This window comes from Nonomuraea sp. NPDC003214, from assembly GCF_053590035.1.
Map to the genome: position 1 here is coordinate 1 of NZ_JBSFSX010000014.1, position 17713 is coordinate 17713.

General features: G+C 69.9%; 15 protein-coding genes and 1 rRNA gene. 6 read left to right on the forward strand and 10 right to left on the reverse strand.

Annotated features, from left to right (window positions below; translation table 11 throughout):
- Together rrf and ACWDXC_RS35595 are read left to right on the forward strand one after the other, a co-directional pair.
- Positions 1-92: ribosomal RNA gene (gene rrf, locus ACWDXC_RS35590) — 5S ribosomal RNA — on the forward strand; the annotation flags it as partial.
- Between the two features lie 359 nt (positions 93-451).
- The gene (locus tag ACWDXC_RS35595; RefSeq protein WP_449989633.1) at positions 452-1081 is read left to right on the forward strand and encodes a hypothetical protein; all 630 of its coding nucleotides are present in this window, start codon (positions 452-454) and stop codon (positions 1079-1081) included.
- 170 nt (positions 1082-1251) lie between these two features.
- Here ACWDXC_RS35595 and ACWDXC_RS35600 read toward each other — a convergent pair whose 3' ends face one another.
- A complete protein-coding gene (locus ACWDXC_RS35600) occupies positions 1252-1836 on the reverse strand; it encodes a short chain dehydrogenase (protein ID WP_449989636.1) in 585 nt (194 codons plus the stop codon).
- A 205-nt stretch (positions 1837-2041) separates the two neighbouring features.
- Here ACWDXC_RS35600 and ACWDXC_RS35605 point away from each other — a divergent pair, with 205 nt between their 5' ends.
- Positions 2042-3013 (forward strand): helix-turn-helix domain-containing protein, encoded by a 972-nt coding sequence (locus tag ACWDXC_RS35605; protein WP_449989639.1) that lies wholly within the window; start codon positions 2042-2044, stop codon positions 3011-3013.
- A gap of 225 nt (positions 3014-3238) precedes the next feature.
- On the opposite strand, the gene ACWDXC_RS35610 is transcribed toward ACWDXC_RS35605, so the two are convergent.
- Complete coding sequence (locus tag ACWDXC_RS35610; protein ID WP_449989641.1) at positions 3239-4003, reverse strand: PhzF family phenazine biosynthesis protein; 765 nt, start codon at positions 4001-4003, stop codon at positions 3239-3241.
- A 166-nt stretch (positions 4004-4169) separates the two neighbouring features.
- Between ACWDXC_RS35610 and ACWDXC_RS35615 the strand changes: the two genes are divergently transcribed.
- Positions 4170-4553 carry a cell division protein SepF gene (locus tag ACWDXC_RS35615; protein ID WP_219518525.1) on the forward strand — a complete coding sequence of 128 codons (384 nt, stop codon included), beginning with the start codon at positions 4170-4172 and terminating at the stop codon, positions 4551-4553.
- Between the two features lie 306 nt (positions 4554-4859).
- Here the strand turns inward: ACWDXC_RS35615 and ACWDXC_RS35620 are convergent, their stop codons facing one another.
- The 5 genes from ACWDXC_RS35620 to ACWDXC_RS35640 all read right to left on the reverse strand — a co-directional run bounded on the left by ACWDXC_RS35620 (position 4860) and on the right by ACWDXC_RS35640 (position 12010).
- Complete coding sequence (locus tag ACWDXC_RS35620; RefSeq protein WP_449989644.1) at positions 4860-6191, reverse strand: hypothetical protein; 1332 nt, start codon at positions 6189-6191, stop codon at positions 4860-4862.
- 120 nt (positions 6192-6311) lie between these two features.
- The gene (gene argS, locus ACWDXC_RS35625) at positions 6312-8039 is read right to left on the reverse strand and encodes an arginine--tRNA ligase (RefSeq protein WP_449989646.1); all 1728 of its coding nucleotides are present in this window, start codon (positions 8037-8039) and stop codon (positions 6312-6314) included.
- Positions 8036-10321: an HAD-IC family P-type ATPase gene (locus ACWDXC_RS35630; RefSeq protein ID WP_449989649.1), complete on the reverse strand. Its 2286-nt coding sequence runs from the start codon at positions 10319-10321 to the stop codon at positions 8036-8038. Before ACWDXC_RS35630 ends, argS begins: the two co-directional genes overlap by 4 nt.
- Positions 10322-10359: 38 nt before the next feature.
- Positions 10360-11379, reverse strand: a complete 1020-nt coding sequence (gene plsX / locus ACWDXC_RS35635; RefSeq protein ID WP_449989651.1) for a phosphate acyltransferase PlsX — start codon at positions 11377-11379, stop codon at positions 10360-10362.
- 61 nt (positions 11380-11440) lie between these two features.
- A complete protein-coding gene (locus tag ACWDXC_RS35640) occupies positions 11441-12010 on the reverse strand; it encodes a DUF1707 SHOCT-like domain-containing protein (protein WP_308126229.1) in 570 nt (189 codons plus the stop codon).
- Between the two features lie 171 nt (positions 12011-12181).
- Here ACWDXC_RS35640 and ACWDXC_RS35645 point away from each other — a divergent pair, with 171 nt between their 5' ends.
- Both ACWDXC_RS35645 and ACWDXC_RS35650 read left to right on the forward strand, forming a co-directional pair.
- Positions 12182-13498: a KamA family radical SAM protein gene (locus tag ACWDXC_RS35645; RefSeq protein ID WP_219518516.1), complete on the forward strand. Its 1317-nt coding sequence runs from the start codon at positions 12182-12184 to the stop codon at positions 13496-13498.
- A 381-nt stretch (positions 13499-13879) separates the two neighbouring features.
- Positions 13880-14848 (forward strand): hypothetical protein, encoded by a 969-nt coding sequence (locus ACWDXC_RS35650; RefSeq protein WP_375074172.1) that lies wholly within the window; start codon positions 13880-13882, stop codon positions 14846-14848.
- 252 nt (positions 14849-15100) lie between these two features.
- Here ACWDXC_RS35650 and ACWDXC_RS35655 read toward each other — a convergent pair whose 3' ends face one another.
- The 3 genes from ACWDXC_RS35655 to ACWDXC_RS35665 form a co-directional block, all read right to left on the reverse strand.
- Complete coding sequence (locus tag ACWDXC_RS35655) at positions 15101-15256, reverse strand: hypothetical protein (protein WP_219506210.1); 156 nt, start codon at positions 15254-15256, stop codon at positions 15101-15103.
- Between the two features lie 178 nt (positions 15257-15434).
- Complete coding sequence (locus ACWDXC_RS35660) at positions 15435-16301, reverse strand: ABC transporter ATP-binding protein (protein ID WP_449989656.1); 867 nt, start codon at positions 16299-16301, stop codon at positions 15435-15437.
- Complete coding sequence (locus ACWDXC_RS35665; protein WP_449989659.1) at positions 16294-17229, reverse strand: ABC transporter permease; 936 nt, start codon at positions 17227-17229, stop codon at positions 16294-16296. The genes ACWDXC_RS35660 and ACWDXC_RS35665 overlap by 8 nt, the downstream gene beginning before the upstream one ends.
- Positions 17230-17713: the final 484 nt, after the last annotated feature.

The following is a 17713-nucleotide window of genomic DNA, read 5'->3' on the forward strand; positions in this document are numbered from 1 at the left end:
CACCCGGTTACATTCCGAACCCGGAAGTTAAGCTTCCCTGCGCCGATGGTACTGCACTCGGGAGGGTGTGGGAGAGTAGGTCACCGCCGGACAATTTTTTTAGAGAAGGCCCCGACAAGTTGATTGTCGGGGCCTTCTCTGCGTTGTATGGCGAAACAGGCCCTCGGGTATCCCCCGGGGGCCTTTTCTGCGTTCACGATAAGGCAGCTCAGGTGCGTGCCGACGCGCGCCTGCCTGGCTCATAGGAGTGGTAGGGGGGAGTGCGGTGCCGGCATGGTCCGTAGGCGTCGGTTGGCGTCAGGGCTTCTCGGCGAGAGACGACGCGACGACGTATGGACAGGTCCATCAGCGTAGGGAAGTTATCCCTACCCGTGATCTTCATGTTGGCCGTAGGGACACAGCAGCGCTCAGATGATCGACTGGTTGCCCTCAGACGAGAAGGGAACGGGAGATGGAGCAGTGTGATCGGCGGGCTGCGATCGGAGCGGCGACCGCGCTGTTGGCGAGTGGCATGACCGTGATGGCGGCGAGCGAACCCGCCCGAGCGGAGTCCTCCGGCGAGCAGGTCCGAAATTCGTTCCGGGTAGTGGACCGCCGAGGCCGACAGCGTTTCCTGGCGAGCTCAAGCAAACCTCCGGTGATCATTGGAGGTAAGACGTACCCCGCCGACCAACGCCAGGGGCCCGAAGGCACCTACCTGGTCTTCAATGACGGCGACGGCAACGAGAAGGGAGGAATAGTTGCCTCCTCTGTCGGGGCCAGCCTCTCGCTCGACTACACCAACGCGCAGGCGATCACGATGGCCACCCGCTGGGAGGGCGTTCAGGGCGCAGCGCTGCTGGAGATGAAGCACATGCCTGATCCATCGCTCCCGATCGACCAGGTACCCGCCATGCCGCCTCGCGTCCAGCTCGGCTACAGCACTCCGGAAGGAGCTTTCCTGGTGCTCAGCGACTCGCGAGGACGCCCGAGGATCGTGCTGGAGATCGACGGCGACGACCAGCCGGCGATCAAGGTGCTGGACTCCGAGGGCAAGGTAGTCGGCCGGCTTCCCGAAACGCCAACCGGGCGGCGTTCGTAGCCGCCATCCATGATGGCCCCGGCCCAGACATGATGTCTCGAGGCCGGTCCAAGCCTGCATGAGGCTCGGCCGAGATATCCAGCCGAGCGTCTTACTGTGCTGCAGCAGCCAATTGTCGGTCGTGTGTTGCGACCACCTGGAATTCGCCGGTCTCCAGGAGACTGGGAGCTTCAGGGGCTGATGACCTGGCCGTGGGCGGTGCCCTCGACGGTGTCCGCATATATGCGGGCCAGGTCGTGTGCCGGGATGCCGGCTGTGCCGTCCATGCCCAGGGCGAGGCCGGTCTCGCGTACCCAGCCGGGGCTGATGGCGTTGAGGCGGATGCCGCGCGGCATCTCCGGGGCGGCGGCGCGTACGAAGGACTCCAGGCCGGCGTTCACCAGGTGGCCGAGGGTGCTGCCCGGCAGGGGGGCGGGGATGCGTCCGCTGGTGAGCGTCACCGAGCCGCCGGGCCGCAGGTGCAGGGCGGCGCGGCGGACCAGGTTGACCTGGCCGATGAGCTTGCCGTCGAGGCCGCGCCAGTAGTCGGCGTCCGGCAGGGTGGCGAGTGGCGCAAGGGCGCCGGAGGCCGCGCAGCACACCACGGCGTCGACGTCGGGGACCGTGGCGAACAGGGCGTCGAGCGACGCGGGGTCGGTCAGATCGACACGCGCCGGGCCGCGGCGGGATGCCGGCACCACCTCGTGGTCCGCTGCCAGGAGGGCGGCGACCGCGCTTCCGATGGTGCCTGTCGCGCCGATCACGATGATTCTCACAGGTGTCTCCTCAGGCGGGTGGTTCGCAGTCCAGCGTGGGGCGGGCGGGTGGTCCAGGCAGAGCGCAGTCCAGCGAGGGGGCGGGCTGGTGGCCCAGCAGAGTGCAGTCCAGCGTGCAGGCGGGCTGGTGGCCCAGGCAGAGGTCTGGTGTGGGTACATCTGGCAGGTGCAGGTTGGCGGGGGCGGGTGCCGGGATACTGGGGGTGTGGACGGGCGTGCGGATCTGGGGGAGTTTCTGCGGTCGAGGCGGGCGCGGTTGCGGCCGGGGGAGCTCGGGCTGCCGGTGTACGGGCGGCGGCGGGTGCCCGGGTTGCGCCGGGAGGAGCTGGCTCAGCTCGCCGGGGTGAGCGCCGGCTACTACACCCGGTTGGAGCAGGGGCAGAGTCCCAACGCCTCCGATGCCGTGCTCGACGCCGTAGCCCGGGTGCTGCGGCTGGACGACGACGAGCGGGGGCACCTCTACTCGCTGGCCAGGGCGAAGCCTCGGCCGCCGCGTCGGGCCGCCGAGGCGGAGCGGGTGCGGCCGGGCGTCCGGGTGATGATCGAGTCGTTCCGGGACGTGCCCGCGCTGGTCATGGGGCGCTTCTGCGACATCCTGTGCTGGAACGCCACGGCGCACGCGCTGCTGGCCGGACACCTGGGCTTCGACGCGCCGGACGACCCCGCAGGGCGGCCCAACGTGGCGGCCATGCTGTTCCTGGACCCGCGGCTGCGTGAGCTGTATGCGGACTGGGCGGGCAAGGCCCGCTCGACCGTCGCCGACCTCCGGCTGATCGCAGGACGGTATCCCGGCTCTCCCGAGCTGGCCTCGCTGGTCGGCGAGCTCACCGTGGGCAGCGCCGAGTTCGCGGAGCTGTGGGCGGCGCATCCGGTGAGCGAGTGCGACACCGGGCCGCGGGTCTATCGTCATCCGACCGTCGGGACGATGGAGCTCAGTGCCGAGTTCATGACGCTGCCGGACGACGAGGGTCAGCGGGTGGCGGTGTTCAATGCCGCGCCCGGCTCGCCCTCCGAAACCGCGCTCCGCCTCCTCGCCACCCGGAGCACGACGGTCGCCCGGAGCACGACGGCCAGCCAGAGCACGACGACCGCCCGGACTGCGACGGCCGCCGGGACTGCGACGGCCGCCGGGACTCCGACGGCCGCCCCGGCTACGACGGTCGCCCGGCGGCCCTGAGCGGGTCCGTACGAGCCGTAGGGCCCGTTACGGAAGCCCGTAACCCTCGGTGCCGGCTCCGGAGGCGGGAACCGTGTCTCAAGCGCTGGGAATCCCGGCGCCATCGACGGCTCAAGGCTCAGTGACCTGCGACTTTACCTTCATGATCAAATGTGATCAAATTGTGATCAGCGCCGGAGTGTGTGCGTGGCCTGCGTGGGGCACATCCACGTGACTGATGAGGCCTCAGATGTGGAGGGTGCCGGTGACGACGGTGACAGCGTGTCCCGCGAGCTGGACGCGGTCGCCGTCGAGCGTCACCCGTACGACCCCGCCCCGTGCCGACAGTTGCGCGCCCGTCAGGGTGTCGCGGCCCAGCCGCGCCGTCCAGTACGGCGAGAGCGCGCAGTGCGCCGAGCCGGTCACCGGATCCTCGGGCACGCCGACGTTCGGGGCGAAGAAGCGCGAGACGAAATCGGTCGCCGAGCCGGCGGCCGTCACGATGACACCGCGCGCGTCGATCGCCGCCAATGCGGGGATGTCGGGCGTCAACGACCGGACGACTTCTTCGGATTCGAGCTCGACCAGCAGGTCGAGAGCGCTCCTGCCGACGCTCACCGGGGAAGCCCCGAGTGCTTTTTCCAAGCCGTCCGGAACTGTGGCGGGTGTCACTTCCTTGGCCGGAAAATCCATAGTGATCATGTTGTCCGGCATGCGATTCACGGTGAGCGGACCGCTCGCCGTGGCGAATTTCACCGGACCCGTCGCCGCGCCCGTCGAATACAAGACGTGGGCCGTGGCCAGGGTGGCGTGGCCGCACAGCGTGACCTCGACCTTCGGCGTGAACCAGCGCAGCGAATCGCTCAGCAGGAACGCCGTCTCCGACAGGTTCATCTCGGCCGCGACGGCCTGCATCCACTCGTCCGGAACGCGATCCTCCAGCAGGCACACGGCCGCGGGATTACCCTTGAATGCGGTGCTGGTGAAGGCATCGACGATGAACAGGCGCATGGCTCGATGCTATACGGGGCCGGATATCGGGGTGAAACCAGGACGCTAGCCGTACAAAATGGAATTAGTGCTGGGCGTGTCGCATGGCGAACGCGGAATCGTCGGTTACCGTCCAATGTGTCGGGACGTGCCGATTGCGGTGAGTTCCTGAGGAAAGGACAAGCCGATGGGGGCAGTGCGTAAGGTTGCGGGATACCTTGGCCTGGGCGGGATCGATCACTACGACGAGGGTTACGACGACGACGGGCAGTACGAAGAGGAGTACATGCCCGCGACGGAGCGGGCCGCGCGCAGGTGGCGGTCCACGATCGAGTCGTCGCGCATCGTGATGGTGCAGCCGCTCAAGTACAACGACGCACCGTTGATCGGCCAGTATTTCCGCGAGGGCCAGACGGTGATCATGGATGTGACGGGCATGGCGATGCCGGAGGCGACCCGGATGGTCGACTTCGCGGCCGGCCTGGCCTATGGCTGTGAAGGGCGGATCGAGCGCATCGCCGATCGGGTCTTCCTGCTGGCGCCCGCGCACGTGGAGATCGAGACGAGCTGAGCCCGGCTTCAGGGGAAGCCGGGGCGGCTCGCCTCCGCCGCCTTCTCGGGGGGAGAAGGTGGCCACGCGCCTCGGGCGTCATGCCGTGGGGCCGGATGCTCAGCTCATGCGCCTCCGCCGTCTCGGGCGGGCGAGCAGGCGCTCACACGCCTCCATCCCCACTTTCGGGCCATCCTTCCGAGCGGAAGCGGGCGCTCGACTCCGCTGGCTGCTCCGGGAGCACGGTCCAGGAGCGAGCAGGGGCTAGGAGCGAGAAGAGCCCAGGAGTGAGAAGGGCTCAGGCGCCTCCGGGGAGAAGAGCCCGGGTCAGGCGGCGCGGGGGCCGCGGCGGATCAGGCGGGTGAGCTCGGCGCAGTCTTCACTGGCCTGCTTGGCACGCCCCTCCGCCTCGTGCGCGTAGGCGTGCAGTGCCCACACGGCCCCGTCGGCCAGCTCCTTGAGCTCGGCGACCTGGGCGGCCACCCAGCGGGCGTCGGCCTCGGCGGCCTTGCGCCGCCGCCAGAGCAGCCAGCCCGCCGCGCCGAGCAGGCCGGCGCCCGCGACAGCGAGCAGCGGCGGCCCGAGCACCGCGCCGGCGAAGCACGCCAGCCCGGCCAGGACCAGCAGCGCGACGTCCCAGGGGCGGCGGCGCGGGGTGGTGCCGGCGCTGACGATGGCGGCCTCGGCGGCGGCCATCGAGCTCTCGTCCGGCCCTTCGGGGTGCAGCTTGATGTGATGGCCGAGCAGCGCGACGGTGACCGTGGCGGGCGGCTCCAGGCGGGTGTCGGCCTCCAGCTCCTCGGCGACGCCGCGCAGGATCGGGCCGGCCACGTGCAGGGCGATCGCCGCCAGGTGCGGGTCGGCGCCGGGGCGCAGGTCGTCGAGCAGGTGGGAGCTGAGCGAGGCCATCGGGCCGGGCGGTCCGCCCAGGCCGATGAGGGTGCGCAGGACGGCCAGCGGCTCGTCCTCCTGCCAGGCCGCGGCGGGGCTGGCGTCGGAGTTGGTGAGCGGCGTCGACGCGCTCTGCCCGGCCTGCGGGGTGGAGGTGATCTCCGCGCAGCGGGCGCGCAGCCGGTCGAGCCGGGCGGCGGCCTGGGCGGGCCGGGCCAGCTCGGGGATCTCGGCCATCTCCGGGAAGTCGACGAGCGAGGCGGGCACCACGACCGAGGGTTCGCCGGGCACGAGGGCCTGGGTCCACTGCGACGGGTCGGCGTGCTCCTGGACGGCGAGCGCGTCGAGCTTGCGCAGCACGAAGATCTTGCCTGCCGGGCCGTAGGCGCCGCGGGCGGCGGCGAGCCAGAGCGAGCGCTGGCCGTGGCTGACGGGCTGGTCGAGTGACAGGTCGCCGAACGCGGTGCCGAGCCAGGAGGCGTGGATGCGGCTGCCGTGGCCGGCCACGGCGAGCGCCAGGCACAGGAAGAGCGCGGTCTGCTGCTGGTCGCGGCCGGCGGCCTTGCTCAGCGGCTCCAGCGGGTCGTCGCCGGCCAGGATCGCCACCAGCGCCTCGACGGCGGGCGGCAGCCAGTTGCCCGGGATGTCGGCGAAGCCGGGCGGGGCAGGGGGCGCGGAGCCGTTGGCCGCCAAGTGGGCCAGCAGCGCCTCGGCGTAGCGGCGCAGCTCCGCCGCTGTCTGGGGGCTCGTAGTCAGGTCCGTGCTCAAGGCAGAGAACTCCCCCATTTCGGCCTCAGTTCATGACCGCGTAAAGCCTAACCGTTGGAGCGTGCCTTCGAGGTGGAGGCGCGCCCCAACGGAACAGGGGTCTTTCGCGCTAACTGCCTGTTACATGCGCTCGGGGACGGGGACGCCGAGCAGGTCGAGGCCGGTTTCGAGGACGCGCAGCGTCAGCGCGCACAGCGCGAGCCGGTGCGCCCGGATCTGCGGGTCGACGCCCGGCTTGACGACCGGGCACTCCTCGTAGAAGCCGCTGAACAGCTTGGCGGCCTCGAACAGGAAGGTGGACAGCCGGTGCGGCTCGGAGTGCTCGGCCACCTGCTCGACGATCTGGCCGAAGCCGAGCAGGTGCATCACCAGCGCGCGCTCGGCCGGCTCGGCGGGCACGATGCCGGCGGTGGCCTGCGACGGCTCCAGCTCGGCCCTGCGGAAGATGGAGCGGATCCGGGCCGTGGCGTACTGCATGTACGGGCCGGTGTTGCCGTGGAACTCCAGCATCCGGTCGAAGTCGAAGACGTACTCGGTGTCGTGGCTGACCGAGAGGTCGGCGTACTTCACCGCGCCCATGCCGACGTCGTTGGCGATCTCCCGGCGGGTCGCCTCGTCGTACTCACGGTCGGCGAGCTTCTGCTGGGCCCGGTCGACGGCCTCTTCGAGCAGGGCGATCAGCTTGACCGACTCGCCGGAGCGGGTCTTGAACCGGCGCCCGTCCTTGCCCAGCATCATGCCGATCTGCACGTGCTCGGCCGAGACGGTGTCGGGCAGCCAGCCGGCCATCCGGGCGGAGGCGAACACCATCCGGAAGTGCAGCGCCTGGTCGGCGCCGACGACGTAGAGGATCCGGTCGGCCTTGAGGTCGTGGACCCGGTAGCGGATCGCGGCCATGTCGGTGGAGGCGTAACCGTAGCCGCCGTCGCTCTTCCTGATGATGAGCGGCAGCGGCTTGTCGTCGGAGCCGGTGAAGCCCGGCGGGAACAGGCAGAGCGCGCCCTCGCTGATCACCGCCGTGCCCGCGTCCTCCAGGTCGCGGCAGGTCTTCTCCAGCATCGGGTTGTACATGCTCTCGCCGGCGATGTCGGCGTCGGTGAGCGTGACGCCGAGCAGATCGTAGATCTTGTTGAAGTAGCGGACGGTGGCGTCCATGAAGACGTGCCAGAGCCGCATCGTCTCGGGGTCGCCCGACTGCAGCGTGGTCACCCGGGCGCGGGCCCGCGACTTGAACGCCTCGTCGTTGTCGAACTTGACCCGGGCCGCCTGGTAATACTCGGTGCTCTGGCCGGCTTCGAGCTGCTGGACCGCGGCCTCCTCGCCGATGTCGAGCAGGTGCTCGATGAGCATGCCGAACGGGGTGCCCCAGTCGCCCAGGTGGTTCTGCCGGATCACCTGGTTGCCGAGGTGCTCGTGCACGCGGGCCAGCGAGTCGCCGACGATCGTGGTGCGCAGGTGGCCGACGTGCATCTCCTTGGCCGCGTTGGGCGCGGAGTAGTCGATGACGACGGTCTGGGCGGGGGCGATCGTGCCCACGCCGGTGCGCGGGTCGGCGGCCATGCGGTTGACCTCGGACTCGATCCAGGAGTCGTCGAGGGTGATGTTGAGGAAGCCGGGGCCGCTGACCTCGACCGTGCCGGGGAAGTCGGACAGCTCGGCCCGGATCGCCTCGGCGACCTCCCGCGGGGACCGTCGCAGGCGCTTGGCCAGGCTCATCGCGACGTTCGCCTGGAAGTCGGCGAACTGGGAGGGCCGGATCAGCGGGTCTGCGTCGGCGTGCTCCGCACCGAACGCGGCGGCCAGCGCCTGCTGGACGCGCTCGGTGAGCACTAGCTGCGGGTCGGTCATGTCCTAAGGGTACCGGTGGCCTTGAGCACGGCGCTGAGCGCGGCGGCCGCCGCGACGGAGACGCCGACGGCGATCAGATCGGCCCGTACGCCGCCGGGTTCGAGCGTGAAGAGTTCGCGTACGGCGGGGATGGCCAGGGCCAGTGCGAACAGCCCGGCCATGGCGGCGACCAGTACGATCCGGCCCCGGGTGAGCGGCCTGGCGACGAGCACGAGCACCCACCAGGTGGTCAGGAACAGAGCGAGCACGGCCGAGGTGCGGTCCTGCTCCAGCGACCCGGTGGCCGCCGCCGCGTAGGCGGCCAGGACGGCGAGGGCGCAGAACACCCCGGCGGGCACGGCGAAGCGCAGCACTCTCGGCACGAACCCGGGCTTGGCCCGCTCCAGCGTGGGCGCCAGCGCCAGGAAGAGCGCCGGGATGCCGATCGTGAGCGCGTTGACCAGCGTCGAGTGTCGGGGGGTGAAGGGGAACATCATCCCGGCCACGCCGGTGGTGAGCGCCAGCACGATGGCGAAGAAGGTCTTGGTCAGGAAAAGTCCTGACACGCGTTCGATGTTGGCGAGCACCCGGCGCCCCTCGCCGACCACGTGCGGCAGCGTGGCGAACGTGTTGTCGAGCAGCACCACCTGGGCGACCGCCTTGGTGGCCGGGCTGCCCGCGCCCATCGCGATGCCGAGGTCGGCGTCCTTGAGCGCCAGCACGTCGTTGACGCCGTCGCCGGTCATGGCCACGGTGTGGCCGCGGGCCTGCAGCGCGCCGACGAACAGACGTTTCTGCTGCGGGGTGACGCGGCCGAAGACGGTGTTGGCGTCGAGCGTCTCGGCCAGCTCGTCGGGGTCGTCGGGCAGCGTGCGGGCGTCGACCGCGCGCTCGCCGCCCGGGATGCCCAGGTCGACGGCGATCGCGGAGACCGCCGCCGGGCTGTCGCCGGAGATCACCTTGACGGTGACGCCCTGCTTGTCGAAGTAGCGCAGGGTCTCGCGCGCGTCGGGCCTGATCCGCTGCTTGAGCGTCACCAGTGCGACGGGCTCGACCTCGGGTGTGCCGCTTTCCGGGAGTTTGTCCGTACGGCACAGCGCCAGCACGCGGGCACCGGTGGCGCTCAGGCCGGCGGCTCGCGCGTACCCCTCCTCGCCGTCGGAGAGCAGGACGTCGGGGGCGCCGAGGACCCAGACGCCGTGCGGTCCGAAGTCGGCGCCGCTCCACTTGCGGGCGGAGGAGAACGGGACGGCGGCGCGCGCCCGCCAGGGCGCGGCCGGGTGGCGCTCCAGGATGGCCCGGGCGGTGGCGTTGGGACGGGGGTCGGCGGCGGCCAGCGCGGCGAGCGCGTCGCCGACCGGCTCGCCGTCGCGCAGCGGCAGGACCTGGTCCAGCTCCATGCCGCCGGCGGTGAGCGTGCCGGTCTTGTCCAGGCAGAGCACGTCGACCCTGGCCAGGCCCTCGATCGCAGGCAGCTCCTGGACCAGGCAGCGACGCCGGCCGAGCCGTACGACGCCGATGGCGAAGGCGATCGAGGTCATCAGCACGAGCCCTTCGGGGATCATGGTGACGATGCCCGCGACGGCGCCGGTGATGGCGGTGCCGAAGTCGACCGAGTGGCGCAGCTGGCTGTACATGAGCAGCGCGCCGATCGGGATGACCAGCCAGGTGACGTAACGGATGAACTTCTTGATGCCGTCACGCAGCTCGGAGTGCGACAGGTGGAACCTGGCGGCCTCCTCGGCCAGCCGCACGGCGTAGGCGTCGGTGCCGACGGCGGTGGCGGTGAACGCGCCGGTGCCGGCCACGGCGAAGCTGCCCGACAGCACCCGGTCGCCGGGCCGCTTGAGCACCGGGTCGGCCTCGCCGGTCAGCAGCGACTCGTCGACCTCCAGCCCGGCGGACTCGACGACCTCGCCGTCGACCAGCAGGTTGTCGCCGGGTGAGAGCAGGACGAGGTCGCCGAGCACCACCCGGTCAGGGGCGATCTCCTGCTCGCGGCCGTCGCGGCGGACCGTGACCGGGCTCTGGCTGACGACGGCCAGCCGGTCGAGGGTGCGTTTGGCGCGCAGCTCCTGCACGACGCCGACGAGCACGTTGGCCAGCATGATCAGGCCGAACACGCTGTCCTGCCACTCGCCGAAGATCAGGATCAACAGCCATAAGACGCCGATGACCAGGTTGAAGAGCGTGCAGAAGTTCGCCCGTACGATCGCGGCGAGCGACCTGCTCGACCGTTTGGGCACGTGGTTGGGCTTCGCCGCGGCCACCTGCGCAGCCGTCAGCCCTTGCCCCGTTGTCACGACAGCTCCCCCCGCCATCCCCCTGGCTCTGCCACACCCTAGCGCGACCTGTGGGACCGGCCGGCGTTCGCGATCCGCTCGCCGATCTTGGTCACCAGGCCGCCTTCGGACAGGTCGGCGGCCAGCCGGCAGGCCGCGCTGATGCCCGCGGCCCGGGAGGAGCCGTGCGCGATGACCACGGTGCCGTTGAGGCCGAGCAGCACCGCGCCGCCGTGGGCCTCGGCGTCGAGCCGCCGGCTCAGCTCGCGCAGCCGGTTACGCTGCATGAGCGCGCCCAGCCTGGCCACCGGGCTGTCGCCGATGGACTGCCTGAGCTCGTCGAAGGCGTAGCGGACCGCGCCTTCCATGGTCTTGAGCGCGACGTTGCCGGTGAAGCCGTCGGTGGTGATCACGTCGGCCTTGCCGGTCAGCAGGTCGTAGCCCTCGACGTTGCCGGCGAAGTGCAGGCCGGGCGCGGCCTCCAGCAGCTCGTGGGCGCGGCGGACGAGCTTGTTGCCCTTGCCCGCCTCGCTGCCGATCGTCAGCAGGCCGACCCGGGGCTGTTCGACGCCGTGGGCCAGCTCGGCGTAGGCGGCGCCCAGGTGGCCGAACTGCACCAGCGCTTCCGGTTTGACCTCGGCGTTCGCGCCGGCGTCGAGGAGCACGGTGGGGTGCGGCAGGGTGGGCAGGGCGACGGCGATGGCCGGGCGCAGCACGCCCTGCTGGGCCTTGAGCCGGAGCTTGCCGGTGGCCACGATGCCCGCGGTCGAGCCGGCTGACACGACCGCCGACACGTCGCCGCGCCGCAGCAGGTGGCAGGCGACGGCGATGCTGGAGCGGGGGCGGCGCAGGCTGGCCAGCGCGCCCTCGTCCATCGCCAGCGCCTCCTCGGCGCGCACGATGGGCAGCTCGTTGGTGGCGCCGTGGTCGGCCAGCGACTCGTAGAGCACGCGCGGCGCGCCGACGAGCACGACCTGCAGCCCCCGCTCACGCACCGCGTGGACGGCGCCGGCCACGATCTCGTGCGGCGCGTGGTCGCCGCCCATGGCGTCGACCGCGATCGGCCTGCTGTCGGACAATGGTCACCTCGTACGGCATGTCTTCACAGGCCACTACCAGGTTAACCGGTCAGTAGTCGCACTATGCGTCGCCGTGCAGGTTCCAGTCCGTGACGGTGCGGGCGACGATGACCTTGCCGAACGTGACCCGCCCGGTGATCCTGATGACCGGGCCGTCGCCGCCGGAGCCGCCCGACACCTGGCGCTTGGCGAACACCGCGCCGACCTCGTCGATGACCTGGGCGTTCGGCGGCACCCTGACGATCGTCTTGGCGCAGAAGGCGCTGACGGAGACGGTGATCTCGCGGCCGGGGAGCACGGCCTGCGACAGGTCGACGATGAGGGCGCCGAAGGTGGCGGCCAGGTGGGTGTGGCGGGAGGCGATCCAGCGGCCGCGCTTGATCACCTTGCTGAACACAGCGCTGACCTGCTGGTGCTCCACGGTGGCCGGGGCGCCGCCCGAGGCGGGGGTCTGGGGGAGGTCCTTGGTGTGGGGGACGAGCTCGCCGACGGTCTTGGCGGTGTAGATGGCTTCGAGCCGGTCGGCGTGCTCGACGCTGGTGAGTCGTCCACTGGCGAACGCCTCGCCGAGCACCGTGGCCGCGCGGTCACGGTCGGCGTCGGAGGCGCGCATCGTCGGGTCGTCGGTCACGCCCGCCAGTCTAGGTCAAAACGCGATATGTCGCGAGAAGAACTCTCCAGAGAAACTTGGAGCCCACGCGGAACCGTAGCCCCGGCATGCCGCGTCCCGATATAAGAGCGTTAGACGCGCGACGGAGGCATCAGGTTTACACGATCGAACAAAAAAGATGGGAACGGCCTAGTGATCTTGAACCAAGCAGGAACCCGACGCTTCAAGGCGTACACGTCCAAGCACCTCGACGACCTCCTGCTGCGAGCCGGGCTCGACGACGAGGAGCGGCTCAGGGTACGCGCCGTGGCCACGGTGCTCCCCTTCCGGACCAACGCCTACGTCGTGGATGAACTCATAGATTGGTCGGCAGCGCCCGACGACCCCATGTACCGCCTGGTCTTCCCGCAGGAGGACATGCTGCCCGCGGCCGACGTGGCCCGGCTGGCGGACCTGCTCAAGGCCGAGGCGCCCAACGCGGAGATCCAGGCCGAGGCCAACCGCGTGCGCGCGCAGCTCAACCCGCACCCCGCCGGGCAGAAGGAGCTCAACGTCCCCCGCATCGGGGACGAGCCGGTGCCGGGGATGCAGCACAAGTATCCGGAGACGGTGCTCTTCTTCCCCAAGCAGGGGCAGACCTGCCACGCGTACTGCACCTACTGCTTCCGGTGGGCCCAGTTCGTCGGCGACGCCGACCTGAAGTTCGCCTCGGACGACATCGACCAGATGGTCGGCTACATCCGCCGGCACCCGGAGGTCACCAGCGTCCTGATCACCGGCGGCGACGCCATGATCATGGGCGAGCCGGTGATCCGGCGTTACATCGAGCCGCTGCTGGAGCTCGACCAGCTTGAATCCGTCAGGATCGGCACCAAGGCGCTGGCGTACTGGCCGCAGCGCTTCGTCACCGACCCCGACGCCGACGCCACGCTCGGCCTGTTCGAGCAGGTGGTGGAGTCGGGCAAGAACCTCGCCTTCATGGCCCACTTCTCGCACCCGCGCGAGCTGGAGTCACCGCTGGTGGAGTCGGCGGTCAAGCGCATCCTCGGCAGCGGGGCCACGATCAGGACCCAGGCGCCGCTCATCCGGTCCATCAACGACGACCCGCACATCTGGTCGTACATGTGGCGGCGGCAGCTCCGGATGGGGATGATCCCCTACTACATGTTCATCGAGCGGGACACCGGCCCGCAGGACTACTTCGCGGTGCCGCTCGCGCGGGCGTACGAGGTCTTCAGGGACGCCTATGCCGGCGTCTCCGGGCTCTGCCGGACGGTCCGGGGGCCCTCGATGTCGGCGACGCCGGGCAAAGTGTGCGTCGACGGAGTCACGGAGATCGACGGGCAGCGCGTGTTCGTCCTCCACTTCATCCAGGCCCGCGATCCCGGCTTGGTCGGGCGGCCGTTCTTCGCCCGGTACGACCCCACCGCGGTGTGGCTGACGGATCTGCGTCCGGCATTCGCCGACCGTTTTCCGTTCGAGGCCGAGCAGGCCCTGCTGACGGTCTGACCGGTTCAAGCGCGTCTACCGCAACCGGAAAATCTGCGCCCCCGGCCCCTGGCATTTCGTTTTGACGATGATGCCGGCGGGCCGTGCGGGCGCACTTCCTTGTCCCGGGAATATCCGAAATCGCCTCCTGGTATTTCCCGCTTTGTCCGGCCGCGCATTACCTTTCCGCCGCTCGGTAACTTACCCACAAAGCCCGTGTCACGCGGGCTTCCAGCAGCTGCCCCGGGCTCGTACGGGGTGATAGAACTGCGTTAGTAGCTCAGCCGGGACGTCGCGCTTCGTGTGGTGCCCATAGCGCGGACGACTCGGCATTCGGGGGTTATCGATTCGCATTATTCGCTGCATTCGAGAGCGATCGATCAACGAGCCGGGAAGGCAATCATGAAACGCGCAATCAAGACGGCCGTGGCTGTCACATCATTCGGGCTTGCGGCGGCGCTGGCCCCGCCGGTGCACGCCGACGTCCAGGAGCTCGGTCACCGGGCCGCCCCCCAGGCCGACGAGCCGGGCGGCAAGGGCGGCGGGCCGCTGGGCGGCCTGCTCAGCCCGGTCACCGGCCTGCTGGGCGGCCTGCTCGGGGGCGGCGGGGGCCTGCTGGGCGGCGGCAAGAAGTCCGCGCCCGCCGAGAAGTACGAAGGCCAGGCCGAGCCCCGGGGCCCGATCGGCCCCAACTCCTACGAGGACGCCACCCGCTGGTCGGAGCCGCGGCCCGAGCTGGCCCCCAGGGTCGCCGGCCTGCCGCTGCTCGGCGGCCTCGGCAAGGGCCTGCCGCTGGCCGGCGGCCTCCCGCTGGGCGGCGTCGTGCCCGGCGCCTCCCGCCTGGCCGTGCCGCAGAACGCGAAGGTCAAGCCCAACGTCGACGGCACCCTGCACGGCGCGTTCGCGTCGGTGGCCGACCTGGTCGAGGGCTCCCTGAGCGGGGCCATGGCCAAGCTGTCGACCACCCGCCTGCTGCCCGGCGGCACCACCAGCGTCGTCGACGCGAGCAACACCACCACGGACACGCTCAACGGCACCACGCAGGGGCTGGAGAACCTGTCGCTGGAGAGCACCATGGCCGGCCTGGGCGCGGCCGCCAAGCACGCGCTGCCCCACGCCTCGCGCGGCGAGCTGTCGCCGCTCATCGGCCACCTGACCCCCGCCGAGGCCGCGCCGCTCATCGAGTCGCTGCCCGGCACCACCCAGATCGCGGCGGTCGACGAGGTGTCGCCGCTTGTCGAGGACGTCTCCAACGTCCTGTCGACCAACGGCACCAAGGCCACCGGGTCCTACAACGAGACCATCACCTCCCTGGGCTGGTCCACCGCCGCCCTCACCCGCCACGCGGCCGACGCCTGGCCCACGAACTGACACCCCGCGTGGTCGCGGCGGGAGTCTTCCTTGAGGTGCCGACCCCGCGTCTGCGGCCCGCCTGAGACCTTCTCGAACGCCCCTTGAGATGCCGGGGCCCGTTCGGAGGCTCATCCCCGCCGGGGTGTCACCCCGGCCCCGGCTCGCCGGAGCCGCCGCCACTGCAGGGCGGCGGCGCCCGCGGAGCCGCTCGTCAAAGGCCGCCGGCCCCTTCACCGGGCCGGCGGCCTTTTCGTGTGCGCGTGTGTGTGGTCAGGGCAGGCGCACGCCGGTGCGGCGGGCGATCTGCGCCTGCAGCCGGGCCATCTGCCAGTGCAACTCGAGCAGCTGCTCGACCAGCTGCGTCTTGGGTATCTCGGACACATCCTCGGTGGCCAGGTGGTCGATCGCGGCCGAGAGCTCACCCATCGCGCCCCCCACTCCATCGCCGTCAACAGCTCGAACCGACGTTCGAATCCTATCGGACCGGCCGTCTCGCTGTCAGTCTCTTGCCTCACGTGTCACGGCGCTTTTCGTACACACGAGCGATCGCGGGCATGCCGACGGCACCCTCCGGAGGGAGGGCGCACGGGCGGGAGGGCGGGCGTCAGCCCTTGGTGTAGGCGGCGAGGACCTCTTTGGGGTCGCCGTCCATCTTGATCTTGCCCTTGTGCAGCCAGATGACGCGGTTACAGGTCTGCTCGATGACCCGCAGGTCGTGGGCGACGAGGAAGACGGTGCCGGCGGACTCGCGGATCTGCCGGATGCGCTGCTCGCTCTTCTTGCGGAACTCGCGGTCGCCCGTCGCCAGGGCCTCGTCGATGAGCAGCACGTCGTGAGTCTTGGCCGAGGAGATGGCGAAGCGCAGGCGGGCGCCCATGCCGGAGGAGTAGGTGGACATCGGGAGCTGGACGAACTCATCGATGCCGGAGAAGTCGACGATCTCCTGGTATTTCTCGCGCACCTCGGCCGGCGTCATGCCCATGGCGTAGCAGCCGAGCACGATGTTGCGCTCACCGGTCAGCTCGCGCATGAGGGCCGCGTTGACGCCCAGCAGCGACGGCTGGCCGTCGGTGTAGACCGCCCCGGAGTGCGGGGGCAGCAGGCCGGCGATGGCGCGCAGCAGCGTGGACTTGCCGGAGCCGTTGCGGCCCACGATCCCGATGGCGTCGCCGTGGTAGGCCACGAAGGTGACGCCTTTGACGGCGTGCACCTCCTTCATCTGCGGCCGGCCCTGACGCTTGAGGATGCGCGTGAGGGCGTTGACCGCGTTGCCCTTCTCGTTGTCCGACGCCGCGCCGTAGACCCGGTAGATGATGTGCAGGTCGTCGACGATGACCGTCGGCGTCCCGGTGGGTGCGTCCAAGGGGCCCTTGGTCGCGGGCTCCGGGTTGGGGTGCACCCTCACGTCCTTGCCGGGGACGGCGGGCTCCTCGCCCTTCACCTTTGACAGCTCCTTGGTCAGCTCAGCCACGCCCGTACCTCTCCTCGGCTCGCCAGAAGTACCAGAAGCCGAATCCGAGTGCGAACACTGCCCAGAATACGCAAGACGCCCAGACCATCGTCGGGGGGTGGTGCCCGTAGTCGGGGTTGTAGGTCTTGATCAGGATCTCGCGCATCCACTCGATGAAGGAGGCGGCCGGGTTGAGGTACATCGCGGTGGCGACCCACTCGGGCAGCTTGGCGACGTTGACGACCTTGTCGTGGATGGCGAAGAAGACGCCGGAGGCGTAGAGCCAGGTGCGGGTGATGAAGGGCAGCAACTGGTTGAGGTCGCGCATGGAGGCGCCGAGCCGGGCGATGATCAGCGCCGCGCCGATGTTGAACATCGTCTGCAGCAGCAGCACCACGGGGATCATCAGCCAGGCCCAGGTCGGGAACTCGCCGGTGGCCACCACGATGACGGCCAGCACGCCCATCGAGATCGCGAGCTGTTGCAGCTCCTGGATCGTGTAGGCGAGCGGCAGCGTGGCCCTGGGGAAGTGCAGGGCGCGGATCATCGACAGGTTGCCGGAGATCGACTTGGCGCCCGCGGTCACCGTGCGCTGGGTGAAGGTGAAGACGAACATCCCGGTGATGAGGAACGCCGGGTAGTTAACGATGTTGCCCTTGCCGCCCAGGATGAGGCCGAACATCACGTAGTAGATGCCGGCGTTGAGCAGCGGGGTCAGCACCTGCCACAGCTGGCCCAGCGCCGAGTTGGAGTACTTCGAGACGTTACGCGAGGTCGCGTAGGTCATGACGAAGTGACGCCGCTCCCACAGCTGGCGCATGTATACGGGAAACCTCGGCCGCGCGATGGCACGGCGAAGACCGTATCTCTCGGCGAGCTTGGCCAGCGGCTCCTGCCCGCTTCGGCCGCCCGCCTGGGCGTCCGCGACAGCGGATTCCGGCTGGCTCATGGCAAGGACTCTATTGGATCCGGGTCGTTGGGGTGGCTGCCACGGGGACTGTGGCCGACTGTTGGACGGTCGTCCCGGGTGCCCGGTTCCAAGGCACCGTCAAGACTCGCTCAACCGTAGCTCAGCTAGAACGACTCTGCCCGGAACGGCGCGAGCACTGTTTGGTAGGAGGTATTTTTCATCAACTGTTCACGTCCACTCCTGTGCTCACATGACCGTTTCATGACCTTTGTCGCGGCGTGCGTTGTATGGGTGTGACGTGGGATAGGCGCACGTGTGACCGAACTGCAACGCGCCAGAGACTCCCTGGTGGCAAGTAGTAAGGGATAGTCGCGATCGACTGGCAGGGCGTCGGCTGGTTTGACCAGGTCAGCCAAACCCGGGGGATTACAAGGAACCCCCCGTCAGGCTGCTCACGATCATCGCAGCTCAGCGCTTACGCCCACTTGTAGAGGGAGGAAGTTTTTCACCATGCGTGTTACTC